Here is a 22,345-nt window from a genome sequence, read left to right on the forward strand (position 1 = left end):
CATCCTAGGCGGCATCGGAGGGTCCGCCATGGACCATGGTGCCCGAAAGGAACCGCGCAATCCTGACGGCGAGGCGCTTACCGGGACGCAACGGCCCCTCATGGAACTGCAGGGGAACCACCGCAAAGTCTATGGCCGGCACCGCTCCAGCCAGGGTCCGCCCGGTTTCCGCGAAATACGACGGACTCCAACCGCCGCTGAGCATGAGGATGGGCGTGGAGAGCTTCATGAAGTCGTGAAGTTGCGCGTCGGCGTCCAGGACCGCCCGCATTTCAGTGACTGCCGTAGGGAGCAAGGACCGCATCTCCAAACCCAAGCGGGTCCGGGCAGACAGGACACTGAGCGTACGCAGCGCCCCCATGGGCAGGTAGGAAATAGGCCCCGCTGTCCCCAGTCCCTGCACCAGATGCGCCCAGGCGTTGTCCAACTGCCCGGCGGTGACTGCTTCTTCAAGCTCTGGACGCCATCTGCTGCTGAGGTTGCCGGAGAGGGAAACCGCGGCGTCGTAGGTGACCAGTTTCTTGATCCGGCCCTGCCTCGCGGCCTGCAGCGCAACGAAGCCGCCGTAACTGTGCCCCACGACGTCTGTGGAGCCGGTCTTCTCCATCACTGAGTGAAGGTCTGAGATTTCGGTCTCAACGGAATAGCCGGGCGGCTGCGGGGCAGATTTGCCGCGCCCGCGCCGGTTGTAGCTGTGGACAGGGCGTCCAAGGATCACGCTCAGGGTCCGCGCAAACGACCAGTACAGCGAGTCCGTCACCAAAGTGCCATGGATAAGCACGACGCCGGACGGTTCAGCAGGCGCTTTCGAACCGGGAATTGAGGCACCGGATGCGGGCCGGAAGGTGTGCACCTCAAGCTGCCCGCCGCCGTCGACTGTTTCAACTGTCCATGTCTCCACAGCCCCGAGTCTATGCGTTTGCCTGATTTGCGGCCCGGAAGTGAAGGCGCGCAATCACCGGTAAACTTAAGGACTGTGACTTCCGCAAACACCCCAGCCCTGAACACCTCCGCAGAGCCCATCGACGCCAGCGAGCAGATGCGCATCCGTATGGAAAAGCGCGCCAAGCTGATCGAGCGCGGCACAGAGGCTTACCCGGTAGGTGTTGAACGGACCCATTCCCTCAGTGAAATCCGCGGGAAATACGCACACTTGGAAGCCGATGAAACCACCGGCGACGTCGTGGGCGTCACCGGGCGCGTCGTGTTCATCCGCAACACCGGCAAGCTGTGCTTCGCCACCCTCCAGGAGGGCGGCGTGGACGGTAAGGGCGTCCGGCTGCAGGCCATGCTGAGCCTTGCCAACGTCGGTGAGGAAGCGCTCGCCGAATGGAAGGCCTCAGTGGACCTGGGCGATCACGTGTTCATCAAGGGCGAGGTCATCTCCTCCCGCCGCGGTGAGCTGTCCGTCATGGCGGACTCCTGGTCCATGGCCTCCAAGGCCCTGCGGCCCCTTCCGGTGCTGCACGCGGAACTGAACGAGGAAACGCGCGTTCGCCAGCGCTATGTGGACCTCATGGTCCGCGACGAAGCACGCGAGATGGTCTACAAGCGCGCAGCGATTACCCGCTCCGTCCGCGATACCTTGGACAGCCACGGCTACGTGGAGGTTGAGACCCCCATCCTTCAGCTGGTTCACGGCGGTGCCACGGCCCGTCCGTTCGAAACGCACATGAACGCGTTCGACCAGAAGATGACCCTGCGCATTGCAACCGAGCTCTTCCTCAAGCGTGCGGTAGTGGGTGGCATTGACCGTGTCTACGACATGGGCCGCGTTTTCCGCAATGAAGGCGTGGATTCCACGCACAGCCCAGAATTCACCACCCTGGAATGCTATGAAGCCTGGGCGGACCAGTTCGTCATGGCCGAACGCATGAAGGAAATCATCCTGAATGTCGCGGACGTCGTGGGCACCCGTACCATCCAGACTGACGCCGGTGAAATCAACCTCGACGGCGAATGGGCCTGGGTTTCGGTTTACCCCGGTATTTCCGAAGCAGTGGGTGTGGAAATTACTCCGGACACCACGGTGGATGAACTGTTGGCAATTGCCGCCAAGCACGAGGTCAAGGTTGATCCCAAATGGGATGCCGAGAAGATCGTGGTTGAGCTGTTCGGCGAGATTGTGGAACCCACCCTGCTGAACCCGACGTTCGTCTACGACTACCCGCCCTCGGCGCAGCCGCTGGCCCGTCCGCACCGTGAAGACGGACGGCTGATCGAAGCCTGGGACCTGATCATCGGTGGCATGGAGCGCGGTACGGCCTTCAGCGAGCTCATTGACCCTGTCATCCAGCGTGAACGCCTCACGGAGCAGTCCCGCCGCTCCGCAGCCGGTGATGAGGAAGCCATGCAGCTGGACGAGGACTTCCTCCGCGCCCTCGAATACGGTGCACCGCCCATGGGCGGCATTGGCCTCGGCATTGACCGCTTGGTCATGCTGTTCACCGGGGCCGGTATTCGCGAAACGATTCTGTTCCCCTTGTTGAAGCCTGAAGGACACTGATCATGGAGTACATAGCAGTCCTTGCGCCGTCCGTAGTTGTGGGTTTGATCTTCTGGTTTGCCATGAAGTCGATCTTCAATGCAGACAAATCCGAGCGTCAGGCAGAAGCCCGCGCCCAAGCTGAAGCGAATTCAAAAAACGCAGGGCCGGCAACTGAAGGTCCAGCCGCTAAATAGCTCCTAAATGGGTTCCACTTTCACGTGAATCCAATTGTGCTTTGACGTGCGTGCTTGCTGTGAACGATAATCGACAAAGGAACCCGGGGAATTTCTGATTATCCATCCCTCTAAGAGAGGCAACTCATGGCACAGAAAGTAAAAATCATCCTCGTCGATGACCTGGATGAAGGATCTGCGGACGAAACTGTCCGATTCGGTCTGGACGGTGTTAGCTACGAAATGGACCTGTCCACAGCAAACGCTACGTCGCTTCGGAAGGCCCTGGAACCATTTGTGGCAAAGGCGCGGAAGACTTCTTCCGGCCGTGGGACGCGGGGTCGCGCTACTCCGGCCCGCAACCAGGATTCCGCGCAGATCCGGCAGTGGGCCCGTGATAACGGTTACACAGTCAACAGCCGCGGACGTATTCAGGCTGAAATTCAGGAAGCCTACCAAAAGGCCAATTCCTGATTCACCGCTTCAATGCCCCGGCAGTCACTGCCGGGGCATTGGTTGTTTAACGGGGCTGTGGATTGTTGGCTGCCATCCCGTCCCAAAGGAAATGCTCCCCGGCCCGCCCGGCCCCGAGGGTGCGTTGACTTGCGCCCATGGAGTTGGGAGGGCGTCCCTTTGGGCGCTGTTGGAGAATTCCAGTCGCGGTCCGGAGGGAAGCCCGGCCGGCCAGCCGGCAGGATGTCACCGTAGTCCGCCGGGGTCAAGGGGAAGTGCGGGTTTTATTCCTCCACGGCGTCATGTTTCCCCTGTGGCGAACACGCTCCAAAAGTGCTGCTCCGGCACGTAGCATCAAAGTACGTCGTAGCTAGGAGTGTGGCGAAATGTTTGAGAGATTTACGGACCGTGCCCGTCGCGTGGTCGTCCTTGCCCAAGAAGAGGCACGGATGCTCAACCACAATTACATCGGTACCGAGCACATCCTCTTGGGTCTGATCCACGAGGGTGAAGGCGTTGCTGCCAAGGCGCTCGAGTCCCTGAGCATTTCGCTCGATGGCGTTCGCGAGCAGGTGCAGGAGATCATCGGCCAGGGCCAGCAAGCCCCGTCCGGTCACATCCCCTTCACGCCGCGTGCCAAGAAGGTGCTTGAGCTTTCCCTTCGTGAAGCACTGCAGCTCGGCCACAACTACATCGGTACTGAGCACATCCTGCTCGGCCTCATTCGCGAAGGCGAAGGCGTGGCCGCCCAGGTGCTGGTGAAGCTTGGTGCAGACCTGAACCGGGTCCGCCAGCAGGTCATCCAGCTGCTCTCCGGCTACCAGGGCAAGGAGACCGCAGGCAGCGGCTCCGGCCAGGGCCAGCCGGAAGGTACCCCCGCAGGTTCTGTGGTGCTTGACCAGTTCGGACGCAACCTTACCCAGGCTGCCCGCGAGAACAAGCTGGACCCTGTGATCGGTCGCGAGCAGGAGATGGAACGCGTCATGCAGGTCCTCTCCCGCCGTACCAAGAACAACCCGGTGCTGATCGGTGAGCCCGGCGTCGGTAAGACAGCCGTCGTCGAAGGCCTCGCCCAGGCGATCGTCCGCGGAGATGTCCCGGAGACCATCAAGGACAAGCAGCTGTACACGCTTGACCTCGGTTCCCTGGTTGCCGGCTCCCGCTACCGCGGTGACTTCGAAGAGCGCCTGAAGAAGGTCCTCAAGGAAATCCGCACCCGCGGCGACATCATCCTCTTCATTGACGAGATCCACACCCTCGTCGGTGCAGGTGCTGCCGAAGGCGCCATCGATGCTGCGTCGATCCTGAAGCCGATGCTCGCCCGCGGTGAGCTCCAGACCATCGGTGCCACCACCCTTGACGAGTACCGCAAGCACATCGAGAAGGATGCGGCCCTTGAGCGCCGCTTCCAGCCGATCCAGGTCAAGGAACCCTCGGTTGCCCACGCGATCGAGATCCTCAAGGGACTCCGCGACCGCTACGAGGCACACCACCGCGTAACGATCACCGACGGCGCCCTGGCCTCCGCAGCGCAGCTGGCCGAACGCTACATCTCGGACCGCTTCCTGCCGGACAAGGCGATCGACCTCATCGATGAAGCCGGCGCACGCCTGCGTATCCGCCGCATGACCGCTCCGCCTGAGCTCAAGGCAATGGATGAGCGCATTGCGGACGTGAAGATGGAGAAGGAATCCGCCATCGACGCCCAGGACTTCGAAGGTGCTGCTTCACTGCGCGACAAGGAGCAGAAGCTCATTGCCGAACGCGCCGAGAAGGAACGCACGTGGAAGTCCGGCGGCATGGACGACATCTCCGAGGTTGACGAGGACCTGATCGCCGAAGTTCTTGCGAACTCCACCGGCATCCCGGTCTTCAAGCTCACCGAGGAAGAGTCCTCGCGCCTGCTCAAGATGGAAGACGAACTGCACAAGCGCGTCGTTGGACAGGACGAGGCCATCAAGGCCCTGTCCCAGGCCATCCGCCGTACCCGTGCAGGCCTGAAGGACCCCAAGCGTCCGGGTGGCTCGTTCATCTTCGCCGGCCCCACCGGCGTCGGCAAGACCGAGCTCGCCAAGGCACTTGCCGAGTTCCTGTTCGGTGAAGAGGATGCCCTCATCACGCTGGACATGTCCGAGTACTCCGAGAAGCACACGGTTTCGCGTCTCTTCGGTGCACCTCCGGGCTACGTCGGCTACGAAGAAGGCGGGCAGCTGACCGAGAAGGTCCGGCGTCGTCCGTTCTCCGTGGTGCTGTTCGACGAAGTTGAGAAGGCCCACGCGGACCTCTTCAACTCGCTGCTGCAGATCCTGGAAGACGGTCGACTGACCGACTCCCAGGGCCGCGTAGTGGACTTCAAGAACACCGTGATCATCATGACCACCAACCTTGGTACCCGCGATATCTCCAAGAGCGTGGCCACGGGCTTCCAGTCCGGCACGGACACCCAGACCGGCTACAACCGGATGCGTGCCCGGGTCACGGAAGAGCTCAAGCAGCACTTCCGCCCCGAGTTCCTCAACCGTGTTGACGACGTCGTGGTGTTCCCGCAGCTGACGCAGGACGAGATTATCGAGATCGTGGACCTGTTCGTGACCCGCCTGGAGCGCCGCCTCAAGGACAAGGACATGGGCATCGAGCTCACCCCCGCTGCCAAGGTCCTCCTGGCCACGCGTGGTTACGATCCCGCCATGGGTGCACGGCCTCTGCGCCGCACCATCCAGCGCGAGATCGAGGACCAGCTGTCCGAGAAGATCCTGTTCGGCGAACTCCACTCCGGCGACATCGTTGTGGTGGACGTCGACGGTGAAGGTGACGACGCCAAGTTCACGTTCGAAGGCAACGCCAAGCCGCGGATCCCGGAGATCGCTCCCACCGCGTAAGGCATTACAGCGCCAAGCCCCGCCTGCTCCCTTCAAGGAGCAGGCGGGGCTTTTGCGTTGGTGCTGGGGCCTTTGTCCAGCTGGGGCCTTTGTCCAGCAGGAGCCATTGTCCAGCAGGAGCCTTTGTCCAGCTGAAGCCTTTGTCCAGCTGGAGCCCTTAGGGTGGCTTTGAAGGTCTGCTGGAAAACTCCGAGGGAAGAGAGGGGATCGCATGCGGGTACTCATGGTCGCTCCCGGGACGCGTGGCGATGTTGCGCCGATGGCCGGGCTCGGCAGCCGTCTCCAAGGGCTCGGCTACGAGGTTGCCATTGCCGCGAACCCTGCTTATGCCCCGCTGGTGGTGGAGTCGGGATGCGAATTCAGGCCGCTGCCTGGGGATTTGGCGGAACTGATCAAACAGCCCGCCCCTGGTGCGAAAGCCGGCGCTGGAAGCGTGCTGACGTTCTGGCGCAGGCTCGGCGCGTACATGGAGAACGCCGCCACAGGAACCTTGGCGGCTGCCGAAGCCGGCACCGATGTGATCCTGGCGAATTCCGTAGCGCCTTATGCCTATGACATTGCCGAGGCTTTGGGCATTCCGGCCATAGGCGCACACCTGCAACCAACTGAGCCAAGTGCGGCATACCCGCCGGTGTTGATGAATTCGGCCCGCAGTTTGGGGGCGGTGGGGAACAAGGTCATTGGGGAGAGGGCGGCGGCCGGCCCGGCTCCATATGATGCTCCGAGCGCCCGCCTTCGCAAACAGTTGGGGCTTGGCAGGCAAAGCCGGGCTGCCGGTGAGCGCCGCCGGAGGAAAACGCGGGCAACCATACTTCACGGCATCAGCCCTTCTGTCCTGCCGCGGCCGGCCGATTGGCACTCGGGGCTGGTCATGGCCGGGTACTGGTGGCCAGCTGAAAACACAGAATGGGAACCCTCCGCGGAGTTGGTGGATTTTCTGGCCGACGGGCCGGCGCCGGTTTTTGTTGGCTTCGGCAGCAGCGCGGACCTCGACCCGGGGTTCGTCCTTGAGGCAACGCGTCGGGCCGGAGTAAGGGCCGTTGTGCAGGGTCCGGAGGGTGTTTTGGGCGATGATGCCCTGGGCGTTGGAAGTGTTCCCCATCAGTGGCTTTTCCCCAGGATGGCCGCTGTGGTGCATCACGCCGGAGCGGGGACCACCGCGGCCGGGTTCCGCGCAGGAGTCCCGGCGCTCGGTGTCCCCGTCTATACGGACCAGCCGCTCTGGGCCTCCCGTATCGCAGCGCTGGGTGCCGGGCCCCAGCCGATTCCTTATAAGAAGCTGACTCCGGAGCGCCTCGGCGACGCGATACGGCAAGCCGGCACCACGCCGTCGTATGCGCGGCGGGCCCGCGAAGTGGCGGCCGCCATCGCCACGGAGGACGGAACCGCGCCCGTGGTTGCGGCCCTGCGAAATCTGCCAACCACCTAATCTCCGAACCACGTGACAGTAGGGCACGTTTGAAAACTCAAAACGTGCTCTACGGGTGAATATGTGAAAGTACTGTTTCACTGTGAGTGAACCACTCTGTGATCGGCGGCACATTACGTGTTGAATCGGATCATGGACTCTGCTGACACTCACACCCCGGGCGAGCAGCCCGAAACTCCCTTTCACGACATGGACCACTACCTCGCCATCCCGCGGGTCAGCGGCCTCACCCTCAGCCCGGACGGCACGCGCCTGGTCACCACCGTTTCAACGCTGAACGGCAAGGGCACCGAGTTCGCTTCAGCCCTCTGGGAAATCGACCCCGCCGGCCGGAAGCAAGCACGCCGGATCACCCGCAGCTCCAAAGGGGAAGCGGGTGCAGCGTTCGCTGCCAACGGCGACCTCTACTTCACCTCGGCGCGCCCGGATCCGGACAGTCCCGACGCTGACCCGGTGAACGCCCTGTGGCTCCTGCCCGCCGACGGGGGAGAAGCCCGCGTGGTGCACTCGCGCTCAGGTGGCATCAGTTCGGTCATGACCGCGAAGGACGCGGACGCCACGTTCGTGAACGCCGAAGTCCTGGCCGGATCCGCGGACGAGGAGAACGACGACGAGCGCCGCAAGGCCCGCAAAGACAACAAGGTCTCCGCCATCCTGCACAGCGGCTACCCCGTCCGCTTCTGGGATGCCGACCTCGGCCCCGCCGAGCCGCGGATCTTTGCAGTTGAGCAGGGAGAAAACCAGGAACCCGGCAAGCCCTCGACAGTGGACGCTGCCGCTCCGCTCAAGCTCCGCAACCTGACCACCGGCGTCGGCGGTTCGCTGCGGGAGTCAAAAACGGTGGTGAGCCCGGACGGCAAGACCATCTACACCAGCATGACCAAGCCTTTGGCGAAAGCGGACAGCCGTGAGGTGCTCGCCGCCATCGACGTCGCCACCGGGAACATCAAAGTGCTGCTGGACCATGAAGGCATGAGCTACTTCCCGGGGCCCGTCAGCCCGGACAACCGCACCCTTGTGGTCGAAAGCGAAAGCGACACCACGCCCACGCAGGCGCCGCAGGTGAAGCTGCACTTGCTCAACGTCGCCGGCGGCGAGACCACGGATCTTGAACCGCTGGCCCAGGACTGGGACCGCTGGGCTACCGTGCTCGCCTGGCTCCCCGATGGCAGCGGAGTCCTTGCCAAAGCGGACGACGACGGCGCGTCGCCGGTCTTCCGTGTCGACGTCGCCAACGGTGGGGTCACCCGGGTGACGCGGGACGCTTCCGCCTATTCCGACGTCGTGGTTTCTTCTGATGGGACGACGGCGTATGCCCTGCGGAGCTCGTATGAGTTCCCATCCGAAGCAGTCCGGATAGACCTGGCCACCGGCGAAGTGACCAGGCTGCAAGCCCCGGCCGAACGTCCCGTTTATCGCGGGCACTTGGAGCGCGTGGAAACAACCTCGGAGGATGGAGTGCGCGTGCCCGCCTACCTCGCCCTCCCCGATGGTGCCTCCGCGGACAAGCCCGCGCCGCTCCTGCTGTGGATCCATGGCGGGCCCCTGGGTTCCTGGAACGCCTGGACGTGGCGTTGGAACCCCTGGCTGTTGGTGGCCAAGGGCTACGCCGTGCTCCTGCCGGACCCCGCACTCTCTACCGGCTACGGTCAGGAATTCATCCAGCGCGGCTGGGGCGAGTGGGGCAAGAAACCCTTTACCGACCTCATGGCCATCACCGACGCCGTGGTAGCACGTCCGGACATCGACGAGTCGCGGACTGCCGCCATGGGAGGGTCGTTCGGCGGGTACATGGCCAACTGGGTTGCCGGGCAAACAGACCGCTTCAAGGCAATTGTCACCCACGCCAGCTTGTGGGCACTCGATCAGTTCGGGCCAACTACCGACGCGGCGCAGTACTGGCTAAAGGAAATGACTGCGGAAATGGCCATGGAGAACTCGCCGCACCTCAACGTGGGCAACATCAAGACGCCCATGCTGGTAATCCACGGCGACAAAGACTACAGGGTCCCGATCGGCGAGGGGTTGCGTCTCTGGTACGAGCTCCTGTCCTCCTCGCAGCTGCCCGCCGACGACAACGGCCGGAGTCCGCACCGCTTCCTGTACTTCCCGGACGAAAACCACTGGGTCCTCCAGCCGCAGCACGCCAAGATCTGGTACGGCGTGGTGGAGCACTTCCTGGCCAAGCAGGTGCTGGGCGAGGATGTTGCCTTGCCGGAGGAACTGGGGGTTTAGCTCCGGCGCGAACGCCCGTTGGGCGCCCGCTTCCGTTCACTGCAGTGGCGGTTGCGGGCGTCCGTCGCGAGGTGGTCCTGCTGGGAACTACGGGTACCTGCGACCGCGGTGGGGTACAGGCGAGAGTGTCCCTTGTCGCTCCAGCTGCTTCAGTTGAGCATTCCATGCCGTTGATACCAGGCCGCCGGCTCCTTCGCCCCAACGTTCCAACGACTTTGCCACCAACGCTGATTGGCGTCACGATTCGGCACCTGGATGCACTTGATATGGGTGACGGTCATCGTTGGGAGACGCATGGCCGCCCAGGACGCTACGGATTCGCGGCATTGACTGCGAGCGAACAGTCAGGATCAAGTGCTCAAGGAGAAAGACGTGCCGGGCCCGGCAGCAGCGGCCGACCCCAGCGGAGTGTTGAACCGGCACTTTACGAATTGGTGCGGGAAGTTCAAGATCTTCCGCACCACCGCCGGCTTCGAAACCGCTACCGGACATGCCGTGTACCCCGCCCATGCTATCCGAGAGGCGGACGGAACTGTCTGGTTGTCGGCGCTGGAAGGCTTTGAGAAGTCCGGCATCCGTGGGCAAGTCGAAGAAGATGCGTCCTTTCTGGAAATGCTCTTCACGGCGGCAAATTCACCAACCAGGATCCCGTTGGGGCTGGCCTTGTTGATTGGGGGCGTCCGCTATCAGCTTGTTTTTCAGAACATTTCCGAGACGGGCGGGGACCACATCATCAACGTGGCGTTCATCAACAGGGGAGAACCGCCCCGGCTCTGAAAGTCCGACACCCCAAAGGTCACAATAGGGGTGCAGGCGGGCCGGGTTGATGCGCGCGTAACCATCAGCACTGGGCGCGGCCCGCGCCTGTCTGTCTCGCTAGGATGGGGGAGTGAATCCGACCTTCAGCCTCCGCCCTGCCCGCACCAGTGATGTGGCCGCGATCAAGAGGCTTGTGGCGCCCTTGGCTGAGGAACGGATCCTCATGGCCAAGGAGACAGTGGCGTACTACGAAAGCCTGCAGGAATTCCGGATCGCCGAGTCTGACGAGGGTGAAGTCATTGGCTGCGGCGCCCTCCACGTGATGTGGGAGGACCTGGCCGAGATCCGCACTCTTGCCGCCGCGGGCTCCTGGCGGGGCCGGGGCGTGGGGCACGTCCTCGTAGAAAACCTGCTGGAGGAAGCCCGGGCGTTGGGGGTAAGCCGCGTGTTCTGCCTGACCTTCGAAGTGGATTTCTTCAAGCGCCACGGATTCGAAGTCATGGCCGATCAGTCTGCCGTGGATCCGCAGGTGTATTCCGAATTGCTGCGCTCGCATGATGAAGGCGTAGCAGAGTTCCTGGACCTTGCCCGGGTGAAGCCGAACACCTTGGGCAACACCCGCATGATCAAGCAGCTCTAGGCCTAACCCCCGCATCTACGCGCCGGCAAATCCCCGATCAGCCGCGTCGTTCAACCCCTCGACGATTATGCGTGATTTAATGCCCTTTTCTTATCTCAACTTGATGGATAAACTGATTGTGGCTTGCTGGGGAAGCTTCCACCACATCGGTCAATTGAGAGAAGATCATGCAGTCCCACGCGTCCTTTTCAGATGTTTCAGAACTCCAACTCAGCGTGCGCGGTCCAGTGTTCACGCCTGCCGATCCCGGCTTTGCCGCTGAAGTAGCGGCCTTCAATTTATCTACGCAACACCAGCCCGATCTCGCCTTTGGTGCCCTCGACGCAGAGGACGTCTCGGCGGCAATACGCTGGGCCGCGGAACGCGGTATGCCAGTATCTGTCCAGTCCACCGGTCACGGTGCCACCAATGCCATTGAAGGTGGCTTGCTGATCAGCACCCGCCGAATGCTCGAACTCAGTATCGACCCCCTGGAGAAGACGGCCCGCGTGGGTGCGGGCGTCCGCTGGAAGGCTGTGGTGGAACTCGCCGGGACCTTCGGATTGATGGGGCTCTGTGGGTCTACCACCGATGTTGGCGTGGTGGGCTACACGCTGGGCGGCGGATTGCCGATCCTCGGGCGCAAGTACGGTTTTGCCTCTGACCACGTGATTGCGTTCGAGATCGTCACGGCTGACGGCGTGCTGCGGAGGGTGACCAAGGACGAGGACCCGGAGTTGTTTTTCCTGCTGCGCGGCGGCAAGGGCAATCTGGGAATCGTCACGGCCATGGAATTCCACCTGTTCCCGGGCTCCGACCTCTATGCCGGAGGAATCTACTTTGACGGTGGGCATGCTCCGGAAGTGCTGCAGGCATTCAGGGATTGGGTGCCTGACTTGCCCGTGGAGGCGTCGGCATCACTCGCTTTCCTGAGGCTGCCGGACATGGACATGGTGCCCGAGCCCCTGCGCGGAAAATTCGTGATCCATCTCCGTTACGCCTATCAGGGCGATCCGGCGTCCGCGGCAGAGCTCCTTGAGCCGATGCGTCAGAGCGCACCGTTCATGATGGATGCCACGGGTCCTTTGGATGCCACGGCGTTCGACTCGATCCACCAGGACCCGGACCAGCCGGTTCCCGTGATGGAACACGGGTTCCTGCTGGACAGGTTGGATGACCCCTCGGCCGATGCCATATTGCGGCACTTTGGCCCCGGCGTCGAGAGTCCTGTCCTGTTGGCTGAACTGCGGTTGCTGGGCGGCGCCCTGGCAAGGAGCGCAGATGGTGACGATATTGTGGGTGGTCGCGATGCCGCGTTCAGCTTCTTCATGGGCGCCATTGCCGTCCCGCCTGTGGTTGGAATGCTGCCGGCGTTGTTCAAGGCCGTCCATGAAGACCTTCGCCCCGCTGCCAACGCCGGAACCTTCGTGAACCTTCACGGCCACTTTGTGGATGCCGAAGACAGGGAACGGCCCTGGCAGGCATCCGCCCTGGATCGCCTCCGCAAGGCAAAGGCGGAGCTGGATCCGAAGAACATGTTCAGCTTCGGGCACGTGGTGGGGCTTCCGGTCATCGACCAGACTGTCCTGCTGGAAGACGTTGTGACTGCCGGTGGCGACGCCGTGCTGAGCAACTGAGGAGCGGGGATCATGAACAACCGCGTCACGTTCCCGGACTTCTCCGCCTTCCAGATCGACATCGCCCATGGGCCGTGGTCAGAGGAAGCCCCGGGGGCCGGCGACCGCCATCCCGACCCGGACCTGTTCTCAGCCTTCTGGCCGGAGTTCCCCACCCGTCAGGAACGGGAACGGGAACAGCCACAGAAACCGGCAGCCGAGGACTAGTCGAAGCGGCAGGGGCAGTTCCCAGCGGGCTGCCCCTGCCGCTTCCTTGTCGCCGATCCGCGAGAGATCCCGCGCGCCGGCTCAGGAAGCGTGCCGGGGTTGGGCGTCGAAACGGCGTCGATAATCCGTGGGTGTAGTGGAGAAGGCGCTGGCGAAGTTCTGCCGAAGGGTCACGGCGCTGCCGAAGCCGCATTTGGCCGCTACTTGGTCTATCGGCAGGCTGGAGCTTTCCAGGAGGTGCCGGGCGGCGTCGAGCCTTTGGGAACGCACCCATGCAGATGGAGTGGCGCCGGTGGAAGCCCTGAACGCACGAATGAATGTTCGGCGGCTCATGTGGGCTTGGCCGGCGAGAGTGTCGATGCTGAGGTCCTCGTCCAAATGTCCCAGCGCCCACTCAAGCATGCGTGCCATGGGGTCCTCGGAGGACCGGGGTGGCAATGGATGCTCAATGTACTGCGCCTGTCCGCCCTCCCGGTGCGGGGCGATGACCAGGCTGCGTGCCACCTGGTTGGCTGCTGCGGATCCCAGGCGGGTCCTCACCAGATGGAGGCATGCATCCAGCCCCGAAGCTGTACCCGCCGACGTCAATACGTCGCCGTGATCGATGTACAGGACGGTCCGGTCCAGGGAGACGTCGGGGTGGCGTGCCGAGAGCGAACTGAAGGCTTCCCAGTGGGTGACGGCGGACCGGCCGTCAAGCAGGCCGGCGTCGGCAACTGGGATGGTGCCAAGGCAGAGGCCAAGGATGACGACGCCGCGCTGATGGGCCTGCTGGAGTACGTCCCGGAGCTGCCCGTTGGGTTCGCGGCCGTCATCAAACCATGAGGGCACCACGATGACGTTGGCATCGTCCGCGGCCTCGGGGCCACGGATCCCACCCAGCTGGTAGCCCTCCGCGGTGCGGATGTGGCCCGCTTCATCGGCAAAAAGACAGGTGTTCCATTCGGCAAGTCCCTGCCGGGAGACTTCGTCGAAAACCATCTGGGGGACCGCGAGGTGGAACATTGTCACGTCGTCGAAGGCATACACGGCAATGCGCAAGGGTCCCCATCTCAATTGGCCTGAATCAATCGTACAAGGGCATTTATGCCACTGGCGATCACCTCCGGAGGCGCAGAGGATGGAATGGTTGCCAGAAGGCGGCCAAAGAACCAACTCCGGAAAGAGACCAGCATGAGCACCCCCCGCCGCGCCCTTGTCCTTGTAGACATCCAGCAGCAGTACTTCAGTGGTCCCCTCGAGATCCAGTACCCGCCGCACCGGGAATCGATCGCGATGATCGGCAAAGCCATTGATGCCGCGACGGCCGCAGGTATCCCGGTTGCCGCCGTCCAGCACAGCTCTGGAGAGGGCGCGCCGGTCTTCGCCCCGGGAACCGCGGAGTACGAGCTCCACCCGGTGGTCGAGGACCGCAGGAAGGACTCCTGGAAGGATGTCGTCAAGCAGTATGGCTCGGTCTACGCCGACACTGACCTGACAGCGTGGCTGCGGGAGAACGACGTCGACACCGTCACCTTGGTGGGTTACATGACGAACAACTGCATCCTGGCCTCTGCCGTGGAAGCGGAATACATCGGGTTCAGCACCGAGGTCCTCTCGGATGCGACCGGCGCCATCAACCTGGCCAACGAGGCAGGGTTTGCTGATGCGGAAACAGTCCACACAACCCTGATGGCGTTGCTGCACTCGAACTGGGCGGCCGTCAGCACCACGGATGCGTGGGTCGAAGCCTTGAACGCGGGGAATGCCCTGGAGACGAGCGACCTGGGAAGTTCGGCAATGGCCGGATCGCTGCGAACACAGTAGTGCAGGCCCTACCCTGTGCCGGGTCCCCGGTAGTAGGGTCAGAGCACCAGCCGCAGCACGCCCAGGAGCATCCCATGAAAAAGCTCATTAATGATCCACGCGCAGTGGTGGACGAGTCCGTAGAAGGGTTCGGCATGGCCCATGCCGACATTGTGGACGTCCATCCCGATCCCAAATACGTCATCCGGAAGGGCGCTCCGGTAGCGGGCAAGGTGGCCTTGGTCTCGGGCGGTGGCAGCGGCCACGAGCCCCTGCACGCGGGCTTTGTTGGGCTGGGCATGCTCGACGCCGCTGTCCCCGGCGCCGTCTTCACCTCGCCCACCCCCGACCAGATCATTCCGGCGACGGTCGCAGTGGACTCAGGTGCCGGCGTCGTCCATATCGTGAAGAACTACACCGGCGACGTCCTGAACTTTGAAACCGCCGCCGAGATGGCCCAGGCCGAGGGCGTGCGGGTTCGTTCCGTACTGGTGAACGACGACGTCGCGGTGGAAGATTCGCTTTACACGGCGGGCCGGCGCGGGGTGGGCGGAACGGTGCTGGTGGAGAAGATCGCAGGAGCGTCCGCCCAGCGCGGCGACGACCTTGACGCCGTCGCGGCTGTCGCGGAGCGGGTAGTGGCCAATGTGAGGACCATGGGCGTTGCCCTGTCCGGTTGCACTGTGCCACACGCGGGCACGCCAAGCTTCGAGCTGGCAGACGACGAGATCGAGATCGGCATAGGTATCCACGGCGAACCGGGCCGGCACAAGATCGCCATGGAACCCGCCGATGCCATCACGGACCGCTTGCTGGAGCCGGTGCTGGAGGATCTTGCCCTGGCCTCTGGAGACAAGGTGCTGTTGTTCGTCAACGGCATGGGCGGGACGCCGCAAAGTGAGTTGTACATCGTCTACCGGCGGGCCGCCCAGGTCCTGGCCGAACGCGGTGCCACCGTGGAGCGCTCGCTGGTGGGTAACTACGTGACGTCCCTTGAGATGCAGGGCTGCTCCGTGTCGGTGCTGCGCCTGGATGAGGACATGATCCGGCTGTGGGACGCGCCCGTCCACACTGCCGCCCTGCGGTGGGGAGCCTGAGTAATGGGGTTGACCGTTGACTGGGCACTGGACTGGGTGAAGCTCTCCGCCAAGGCCATGGCCGAACACCGGGTGGAACTGATCGAACTGGACCGGGCCATCGGCGACTCGGACCACGGCGAGAACATGGACCGTGGTTTCCAGGCCGTGCTGCAGAAGCTTGACGAGGCCCCGCCGGAAACTCCCGGCGCCGCGCTCAAGGCTGCCGCGATGGCCCTCATGTCCAAGGTGGGCGGAGCCGCCGGCCCGCTGTACGGGACTGCCTATTTGCGCGCAGCTACGGTGCTGGGAGACTCTGCAGACGTCGAGGCCGAAACGCTGGTGGCCGCGCTCGCAGCAGCCCGTGACGGCGTAGTTGCGCGGGGAAAAGCCGAGCTTGGCGACAAGACCATGATCGATGCCTGGACACCCGCTGTTGAAGCAGCCCAACAAGCCGCGGCAAGCGGTGCTGACCCCATTGGCGTGTTGGAAGCGGCCGCCGAAGCTGCCGAAACCGGTGCCATGGCCACCGACCCCTTGGTGGCCCGCAAGGGCCGTGCCAGTTACCTTGGGGAGCGCAGCGCAGGGCATCGGGACCCCGGTGCAGCATCCACGGCACTGCTCCTCCGTGCGGCCGCCGCTGCAGCCGCAGGCTCCACCCGCGACGCGGGCTCCGCGGGTGAGACGGGCTCCGCGGGCTACACGGGCGACACGGGGACCGACTCCGTATGACCGTTGGAATCGTGGTGGTTTCGCACAGCAGCAAAATTGCCGAGGGTTCGGTGGAACTCGCCGCCCAAATGGCGCCCGACGTCGAACTGGTCGCCGCCGGAGGCACCGAGGACGATCGGATCGGAACAAGCCTTGAGAAGGTGCTGGCCGCCGTCGAGCAGTCACTGGTGGATTCCGGTGGTGACGGCGTGGTGGTGCTGGCCGATCTGGGTTCGGCAGTCATGACAGCCGAATCGGCCATGGAGTTTGCCAGCGATCCCGACGCCGTGCGGCTGGCCGACGCTCCGCTGGTTGAGGGACTCGTGGCGGCTGCCGTCGCTGCCCAAGGGGGCGCCGGCGTCGAGGATGTCTGCAAGGCGGCGGAGGCAGTGGCCTTTGGCAGTGTGCCCGCCGGAGTGGGCGGCCCCGAGCTTCCCGACCTCAAGGATGAACCGGACGCCAGCGGCGATTTCGAACTCATCAACCCCCTGGGAATGCATGCACGGCCGGCGGCGAAGATCGCAGGCGGCCTATCAGGGCTGGACGCGGAGGTGAGCGTCAACGGCGTCGATGGCATGTCCATCATGGCGCTTATGGCGCTCGCCGCGGGACAGGGTTCCAGCCTGCATGTCGAGGCGAGGGGCAAGGATGCGTTGAAGGCGGTCCAGTACGTCGGCCGGCTTGTGGAGGAAGGGTTCGGGGAGCTGTAGGCCGAAAGATTTTCGCCCAAATATTGCTAAGTACACTGATTAGTGATGTTGTAGAGGTACAGGTTCACTACAAGGAAGAGGTACGAATCATGGGTGCTGACGACAAGATGGAGAACGCTGGCGAGAAGCTTGGCGGCAAGGCCAAAGAAGCTGCCGGAAAGCTGACGGATAATGAGCGCCTGGAAGCCGAAGGCAAGGGCGACCAGACGAAGGCCGACCTCAAGGGTGCCGGCGAGAAGCTGAAGGACGCCTTCAAGAAAGACTAGGCATCCAACCAGGGCCGCTGCATTTGCAGCGGCCCTGCCTTGTCTTGTGTGGCGAATGTTGTGTGTGCGCCGTACCTCGGCGCCATGCCTGATGGAGGATCTACGTGAACATACTGGTGAAAATTTTCGGACTGGCAGTCAGCCTTGGCGCCGGTGCGATCGCAAACAAGACGCTGGAGGGCCTCTGGGAGAAGAAGACCGGCAAGCCCGCTCCCAAGGACGGAACCGATCTTCAGGACTCGCTCCCGGGCGTCCTGGTTTTCGCGGTTGTCTCTGCAGGAGTTGGCGCCGTTGTTCACGTTCTTACCCAGCGGGGCACCAAAAGCGCCCTGGCCCGTATGAAGAAGACTGCTGACGAGGTTTAACAAATGGCTATAGCTAAATACCCGAGTGTTGTCATCGATTGTCCCGACGCGGCCGCGCTGGCCGCCTTCTACGGCGAACTTTTCGGCTGGGAAGTCGAGGACAAGGGCGACTGGTCCGATATCCGGCCCAGCGACGGCAGCAACTGCATCTCTTTCCAGCAGGTGGAGGTGTACCAGCCGCCCGTGTGGCCCGGACAGACCATCCCGCAGCAAATGCACCTGGACATGGTGGTGGAAGACCTGGACAAGGGTGAGGAAGTTGCACTCTCGCTTGGAGCCACTAAGGCCGACCACCAGCCCGGCGACACGTTCAGGGTGTTCCTGGACCCCGCCGGGCACCCGTTCTGCCTCTGCCTGAGCTAACTCCGGCGTGAGGCACACTTCGGCCGGGGAGAGCTGGCGGCCTAGCCCTGCTGGGCCGCCCATTCCTCGACCCGCCGGTTGCTCTCTTCCTCGGAGAGGTCTTCTACGCGCGTCATGATGGACCAGCGGACGCCGAACGGATCGCGGATGCTGGCATAGCGGTCGCCCGAAACGAACGTGGTCAACGGCTCGCGGATGGTGGCCCCGGCTTGCTCGGCTTTGTGGACCAGCCCGTCCGCATCGGAGCAGTAGAGGCCCATGGAGTAGCAGTCGTCCTCTCCGTTTGGTGAGGGGACGAGGTGGTACTCGGGGTTGGGCTCACCGAGCTGGAGGTGGCCGTTGCCGAAGTCGAGTTCGGCGTGGACCACCACTCCGCCCATCTCGGTCTCGCCCACCACCCGTGCGCCGAACACGTCGCGATAGAACGCAATGGCTTCCTTGGCGTTGGCTACAGCGAGGAATGGCGTCAGGCTGGTCAGGCCGTTCGGAATGCCATTGGTGGTGTGGTCCCCGTTGGCGGCCGTGGTTGATTCGGTGCTTGTAGTATCGGTCATGGATACGACGCTACGTGCCTTAGAGCACCTGGTGCTTGGAGATTCGCGACAGCTTAAAGCCGATCCGGGAGGGTCTCATGGACGGTTCCTTCAAGGGCATCCTGTACCCCGCGCGGCTTCCCACTTTCAACCGCATCCCTGCCCCGGAACCCCTGCAGGAGCTGGTCCAGTGGTTCTGGATTCCGGAATGGGACATCGAGCCCGGCCGCAGCTCCCGCCAGCACGTCATCGCCTACCCTGCCTCCAACCTGGTGGTACAGCCCGCTGATATCATCCTCGCTGGGCCCACCACGCGCGCTTCGCACCGGGACCTCACCGGGACCGGCTGGGCTGTGGGGGCCCTGCTCCGCCCGGCGGCCGTTCCGCTGTTCACTGATAATCCGGGAGCCCTCCGTGACCAGGAAGCCGCGATGTCCCTGGAGGATCTGCACAGCGCCGTCTCGGCCGCCATGTCTTCGTCTCTGAACGCCAACACGCACGACGACGGCGGTCACCGCACGCGGGCAGTGGAGGCCTTTGCGGCCTGGCTGGCTTCCCGGTGCGAAGAGCTCCCCGAGGAAGCCGTGCTCGCCAACCGGATGATGGACGTCATTGCCTCGGAGCCTGATGTGCTCCTGATCGAGGATGCTGCTTCCCGGTTGTCCGTCTCGCCACGAACGCTGCAGAGGTTGGCAAGGAAGTACATTGGGCTGAGCCCCTCGGCCTTGATCCGGCGGCGGCGGCTCCAGGACGCCGCCGAGCGTACCCGGTCCGACCCGGAAGCGGACCTTGCCGCGATCGCCGTCGAACTTGGTTATTCAGACCACGCGCGCCTGACCAACGACTTCCGGAAGTACCTGGGCTTTACGCCAAGTGGCTACCGGAAGTCGTTCGGCAAGGCGACGTGATGTCCCGGCGAATGATGACGTGTTCGATGGCCTCGCAGGCGGTGTTTGTTCTGGTTCCTACTTGTCTTTTCCGGATCCGGGCTCGCTGAGCTTGCGGTTGAATTCAGCTCCGGGGGCGTCGGGCATGACGTTGCTGCCAAGGCCCATGGTTCGGGATTTGAGGGAGCCGCCCAGCACGTTGCCGTCGCCTTCCATCAGGGCCTTGAACCCTTGTTTGGCCACCAATGCGGGATCATCTTTGTCATCACTGCCCACTTTGGTGTCCAGGAGGTCGGCCCGTTCAAAGAAGTCGGTCTCCGTCGGCCCCGGCAGCAGCGTGGTGACAGTGACCCCAAAGCCGCGACGGCGGCGTGTAACCGGGCCATGCCTTGCGTGTCGGTGAGGTCGATTTGCTCTGCGTAGGCGTCTCCGTCGAGGCCCTTCAGTTCCTCCGCCGCTGTGTGGATCTTGTCGTTTTCGGCAACGATGACGGTGTCGAATCCGTTGCTGAGGAACTGCCTCGCCAGGTCGAATCCAATGCCGCTTGAGGCGCCGGTGACCAGCGCCAGTGGCCGTTCAGTTGTGGACATGGTTGCTGCCTTTCGGTTCCCAGTAACAGACAGGTTGCTTAGTATTATCCGATGTGGCATTACCTTCAGTGAAGTAGTTGCACTGCCAAAGTTGGGTCCGGGTTGCCTGCCGGTTGCTTACCGCGGACCATGGCGGATACACCCGGAAGCCGCGTTTTCCGCCGGCACCGTTCACGGACACGATTCCATGCTTGGCCAGTACCGGTTTCGGGAAAGCGAAGTAGCCGGCCCTGCTGCCTTCCCGGGCTGTTATCACCAGCAGATCCACGCCGTCTTCGGCGGGGAAGGGCTCAGTGGACCCGTCCTGGGCGCGTTGCCAGACGGCAACGAACAAGCCCACCTTGGCCGGAGTCAGCTTACCCACGCGGAACCGGACCAGTTCCTGCCCAAGATCAACGACGACGGCTCCATACTCGTGGTTGTCGGCCTCGGGTACCGGCGCTGGGGGAGATCCGGATGGGTGGGTGAGGGCCCGCAATGCCTCGGCTACGTCTGGGTGAACATCGTGGTCAGGCACGCACCCATCCTACGGCGGCGCCTCAGCCCTACTGCTGCCGCAAACCCCCACCATCCAGTATTAGGCCCGCAGAAATCACCCGTCCGCATTGCTCGCCGTAGGGATAGTCACCCTTCGGGGTGAAGGTCAGCGTCCGGACCGGCAGTGCGATTCCGGCCGGAGACATGCCGGAAAGGGTCGCTTCAAGGGGGTTCTCACTGAGCGATGGAAGCTCGAGGAAACCCACCAACGTCCCATCAGGGGAGGAGGTGGCCGAGCATATGCCTTCAGGCGAGCAGCCCTGGTCCACGGCTGTAGCTCCCGGATGCAGCACCACATCGTTCTCGGTGCAACTGCCATCCTGGCAGGCCTTGAGCCGCAGCGTCCCCACTCGGTCCGTGTACCCCGCTGCCACGGTCACGGAAACTCCGGCTATGTGCCCAATGGCCGGGCAGGCCACTGCTTGGGGATAGCAGCCCGGAAGCAATGCTGCGGTTCCTGCAAGGGTCAACGCCACTGCGATTCTGCCCATGCTTCAGGGTAGGCCAGGGTTAATCGGCTTGGCCCGGTGCATGTGAAAGAAACACCTGCATTGTTACTGCCCGCTTGGTGGCGTTGCCGAACCGATACCGCCCCCGGCTGAACGCTAGGCCGGAAGCCGCAATCCGCCGTCGTGCATTTCTGCCAGGCCGTCAACCAACAGCCCATCCAGGGCGCGCTCGAGTTGCTCCGGCGCCGAGTTGAGCCGGTGCAGCGCGGCAAGCGGGATCCCGATGCCGGAGGGCGCGAACCCCAGATCCGCCGGCGCTTGCTCGAACATTTCCCGCGGGACAGGGGTGGCAGCTTCGCGGAGGACGGCCATCACGGCGCCGCGGACCTGGCGGTCGGTGCCGTGCCAGGACTGGCCCTTGGGAGTGTACGACGGCGGTGGCTCACCCGCGGCAAGCCAGGCGCAGCTTGAGCGGACGGGACAGTCGGCGCACTTGGGGCTGCGGGCCGTGCACACCATGGCGCCCAACTCCATCACGGACGCGTTCCAGCGGACGGACAGCTCCTGCCCGGCGGGGAGGAGTGACTCGGCCAGGCGCATTTCCGCCGCGGTCAACGCGGGAGCCGGGAGTGCGTTCCCCAGGATGAGCCGTGCATGGACCCGCCTGATGTTGGTGTCCACCACAGTTTCCCGCTGCCCAAAAGCGAAGGCGGCGACGGCGGCAGCTGTATAACTGCCGACGCCCGGCAAACCCAAAAGTCCCGCATGGTTGTCAGGGACGTTGCCGCCATGTTCTTCGCGGATGGCTACTGCTGCAGCGTGGAGCCGCAAGGCGCGGCGGGGATATCCAAGGCGACCCCAATGACGTACGGCTTCACCCGAAGGCTCCGCGGCGAGGTGGCCCGGCGTGGGCCAGCGCTCCATCCAGTCCCGCCATACTGGGAGCACCCGCACCACGGGAGTCTGCTGGAGCATGACTTCGCTGACCAGGATTCCCCATGCGCTGCAGTCCGGCTCGCGCCACGGCAGGTCCCGGGCGGTATCGGCGAACCACTGATCCAAGGCGCTGTGGAGCGCGGTAAGTTGGTGGGCATCGGGAAGTGTCATACTGCCCTCAACTGTAATGGAACCGCGGACCATGGCCGACGTCACACAGCCCCGGATTAGGGGCCTGCGGCGTGTAGGTTAGGTGCG

At 63.6% G+C, this 22,345-nt stretch carries 26 protein-coding genes; 18 read left to right on the plus strand and 8 right to left on the minus strand.

Translation table 11 applies throughout. The features are described 5' to 3' along the window. Nucleotides 1-4: 4 nt before the first annotated feature. Nucleotides 5-901: an alpha/beta hydrolase gene (locus tag LDN85_RS00995; protein WP_223944351.1), complete on the minus strand. Its 897-nt coding sequence runs from the start codon at nt 899-901 to the stop codon at nt 5-7. Nucleotides 902-976: 75 nt separating this feature from the next. Between LDN85_RS00995 and lysS the strand changes: the two genes are divergently transcribed. The 10 genes from lysS to LDN85_RS01045 all read left to right on the plus strand — a co-directional run bounded on the left by lysS (nt 977) and on the right by LDN85_RS01045 (nt 12,879). Then, a complete protein-coding gene (gene lysS, locus LDN85_RS01000) occupies nt 977-2,506 on the plus strand; it encodes a lysine--tRNA ligase (protein WP_223944352.1) in 1,530 nt (509 codons plus the stop codon). A gap of 2 nt (nt 2,507-2,508) precedes the next feature. Further along, the gene (locus tag LDN85_RS01005) at nt 2,509-2,682 is read left to right on the plus strand and encodes a hypothetical protein (RefSeq protein WP_167332902.1); all 174 of its coding nucleotides are present in this window, start codon (nt 2,509-2,511) and stop codon (nt 2,680-2,682) included. A gap of 126 nt (nt 2,683-2,808) precedes the next feature. Continuing rightward, entirely contained in the window at nt 2,809-3,135 is a 327-nt protein-coding gene (locus LDN85_RS01010) for an Lsr2 family protein (protein WP_026547965.1), read from the plus strand. Nucleotides 3,136-3,500: 365 nt separating this feature from the next. Next, on the plus strand, nt 3,501-5,993 hold the full coding sequence (locus tag LDN85_RS01015) for an ATP-dependent Clp protease ATP-binding subunit (RefSeq protein WP_026541632.1): 2,493 nt from the start codon (nt 3,501-3,503) through the stop codon (nt 5,991-5,993). Between the two features lie 211 nt (nt 5,994-6,204). Further along, on the plus strand, nt 6,205-7,422 hold the full coding sequence (locus LDN85_RS01020) for a glycosyltransferase (protein WP_026541633.1): 1,218 nt from the start codon (nt 6,205-6,207) through the stop codon (nt 7,420-7,422). 132 nt (nt 7,423-7,554) lie between these two features. Next, nucleotides 7,555-9,657: a S9 family peptidase gene (locus LDN85_RS01025; protein ID WP_223944353.1), complete on the plus strand. Its 2,103-nt coding sequence runs from the start codon at nt 7,555-7,557 to the stop codon at nt 9,655-9,657. A 372-nt stretch (nt 9,658-10,029) separates the two neighbouring features. After that, complete coding sequence (locus LDN85_RS01030; protein WP_223944354.1) at nt 10,030-10,434, plus strand: hypothetical protein; 405 nt, start codon at nt 10,030-10,032, stop codon at nt 10,432-10,434. A gap of 112 nt (nt 10,435-10,546) precedes the next feature. Then, entirely contained in the window at nt 10,547-11,056 is a 510-nt protein-coding gene (locus LDN85_RS01035) for an amino-acid N-acetyltransferase (protein WP_026541636.1), read from the plus strand. Nucleotides 11,057-11,223: 167 nt separating this feature from the next. Next, nucleotides 11,224-12,672 carry an FAD-binding oxidoreductase gene (locus LDN85_RS01040; protein ID WP_223944355.1) on the plus strand — a complete coding sequence of 483 codons (1,449 nt, stop codon included), beginning with the start codon at nt 11,224-11,226 and terminating at the stop codon, nt 12,670-12,672. Nucleotides 12,673-12,684: 12 nt separating this feature from the next. Continuing rightward, nucleotides 12,685-12,879: a hypothetical protein gene (locus LDN85_RS01045; RefSeq protein WP_223944356.1), complete on the plus strand. Its 195-nt coding sequence runs from the start codon at nt 12,685-12,687 to the stop codon at nt 12,877-12,879. Between the two features lie 81 nt (nt 12,880-12,960). On the opposite strand, the gene LDN85_RS01050 is transcribed toward LDN85_RS01045, so the two are convergent. Beyond that, nucleotides 12,961-13,920, minus strand: coding sequence for a helix-turn-helix domain-containing protein (locus tag LDN85_RS01050; RefSeq protein ID WP_223944357.1), 960 nt, complete (start codon nt 13,918-13,920; stop codon nt 12,961-12,963). Between the two features lie 132 nt (nt 13,921-14,052). Here LDN85_RS01050 and LDN85_RS01055 point away from each other — a divergent pair, with 132 nt between their 5' ends. The 7 genes from LDN85_RS01055 (at nt 14,053) to LDN85_RS01085 (ending at nt 18,155) form a co-directional block, all read left to right on the plus strand. Continuing rightward, nucleotides 14,053-14,685 carry an isochorismatase family protein gene (locus tag LDN85_RS01055; RefSeq protein ID WP_223944358.1) on the plus strand — a complete coding sequence of 211 codons (633 nt, stop codon included), beginning with the start codon at nt 14,053-14,055 and terminating at the stop codon, nt 14,683-14,685. A 74-nt stretch (nt 14,686-14,759) separates the two neighbouring features. Then, nucleotides 14,760-15,761, plus strand: a complete 1,002-nt coding sequence (dhaK, locus tag LDN85_RS01060) for a dihydroxyacetone kinase subunit DhaK (protein ID WP_223944359.1) — start codon at nt 14,760-14,762, stop codon at nt 15,759-15,761. Between the two features lie 3 nt (nt 15,762-15,764). After that, nucleotides 15,765-16,472, plus strand: coding sequence for a dihydroxyacetone kinase subunit DhaL (dhaL, locus tag LDN85_RS01065; protein ID WP_223944360.1), 708 nt, complete (start codon nt 15,765-15,767; stop codon nt 16,470-16,472). Beyond that, entirely contained in the window at nt 16,469-17,161 is a 693-nt protein-coding gene (gene dhaM / locus LDN85_RS01070) for a dihydroxyacetone kinase phosphoryl donor subunit DhaM (protein ID WP_223944361.1), read from the plus strand. Before dhaL ends, dhaM begins: the two co-directional genes overlap by 4 nt. An 89-nt stretch (nt 17,162-17,250) precedes the next feature. Further along, nucleotides 17,251-17,427: a CsbD family protein gene (locus tag LDN85_RS01075; RefSeq protein ID WP_035760998.1), complete on the plus strand. Its 177-nt coding sequence runs from the start codon at nt 17,251-17,253 to the stop codon at nt 17,425-17,427. A gap of 104 nt (nt 17,428-17,531) precedes the next feature. Further along, the gene (locus LDN85_RS01080; RefSeq protein ID WP_026541643.1) at nt 17,532-17,792 is read left to right on the plus strand and encodes a DUF4235 domain-containing protein; all 261 of its coding nucleotides are present in this window, start codon (nt 17,532-17,534) and stop codon (nt 17,790-17,792) included. 3 nt (nt 17,793-17,795) lie between these two features. Continuing rightward, nucleotides 17,796-18,155: a VOC family protein gene (locus LDN85_RS01085; protein WP_026541644.1), complete on the plus strand. Its 360-nt coding sequence runs from the start codon at nt 17,796-17,798 to the stop codon at nt 18,153-18,155. 41 nt (nt 18,156-18,196) lie between these two features. Here LDN85_RS01085 and LDN85_RS01090 read toward each other — a convergent pair whose 3' ends face one another. Next, nucleotides 18,197-18,709: a VOC family protein gene (locus tag LDN85_RS01090; RefSeq protein WP_223944362.1), complete on the minus strand. Its 513-nt coding sequence runs from the start codon at nt 18,707-18,709 to the stop codon at nt 18,197-18,199. 77 nt (nt 18,710-18,786) lie between these two features. On the opposite strand from LDN85_RS01090, the gene LDN85_RS01095 reads away from it, so the two are divergent. Beyond that, entirely contained in the window at nt 18,787-19,596 is an 810-nt protein-coding gene (locus LDN85_RS01095; protein ID WP_223944363.1) for a helix-turn-helix domain-containing protein, read from the plus strand. 57 nt (nt 19,597-19,653) lie between these two features. Here the strand turns inward: LDN85_RS01095 and LDN85_RS01100 are convergent, their stop codons facing one another. The 5 genes from LDN85_RS01100 to LDN85_RS01120 form a co-directional block, all read right to left on the minus strand. Further along, nucleotides 19,654-19,821, minus strand: a complete 168-nt coding sequence (locus LDN85_RS01100) for a hypothetical protein (RefSeq protein ID WP_223944364.1) — start codon at nt 19,819-19,821, stop codon at nt 19,654-19,656. Further along, on the minus strand, nt 19,791-20,165 hold the full coding sequence (locus LDN85_RS01105; protein ID WP_223944365.1) for an SDR family NAD(P)-dependent oxidoreductase: 375 nt from the start codon (nt 20,163-20,165) through the stop codon (nt 19,791-19,793). The genes LDN85_RS01100 and LDN85_RS01105 overlap by 31 nt, the downstream gene beginning before the upstream one ends. Further along, a complete protein-coding gene (locus tag LDN85_RS01110; RefSeq protein WP_223944366.1) occupies nt 20,152-20,682 on the minus strand; it encodes a MepB family protein in 531 nt (176 codons plus the stop codon). Before LDN85_RS01110 ends, LDN85_RS01105 begins: the two co-directional genes overlap by 14 nt. A gap of 28 nt (nt 20,683-20,710) precedes the next feature. Beyond that, a complete protein-coding gene (locus LDN85_RS01115; RefSeq protein WP_223944367.1) occupies nt 20,711-21,193 on the minus strand; it encodes a hypothetical protein in 483 nt (160 codons plus the stop codon). A 114-nt stretch (nt 21,194-21,307) separates the two neighbouring features. Beyond that, nucleotides 21,308-22,258 carry an A/G-specific adenine glycosylase gene (locus LDN85_RS01120; RefSeq protein WP_275966471.1) on the minus strand — a complete coding sequence of 317 codons (951 nt, stop codon included), beginning with the start codon at nt 22,256-22,258 and terminating at the stop codon, nt 21,308-21,310. Between the last annotated feature and the right edge of the window lie 87 nt (nt 22,259-22,345).

Source organism: Arthrobacter sp. StoSoilB20 (assembly GCF_019977295.1).
Taxonomy (GTDB): domain Bacteria; phylum Actinomycetota; class Actinomycetes; order Actinomycetales; family Micrococcaceae; genus Arthrobacter; species Arthrobacter nicotinovorans_A.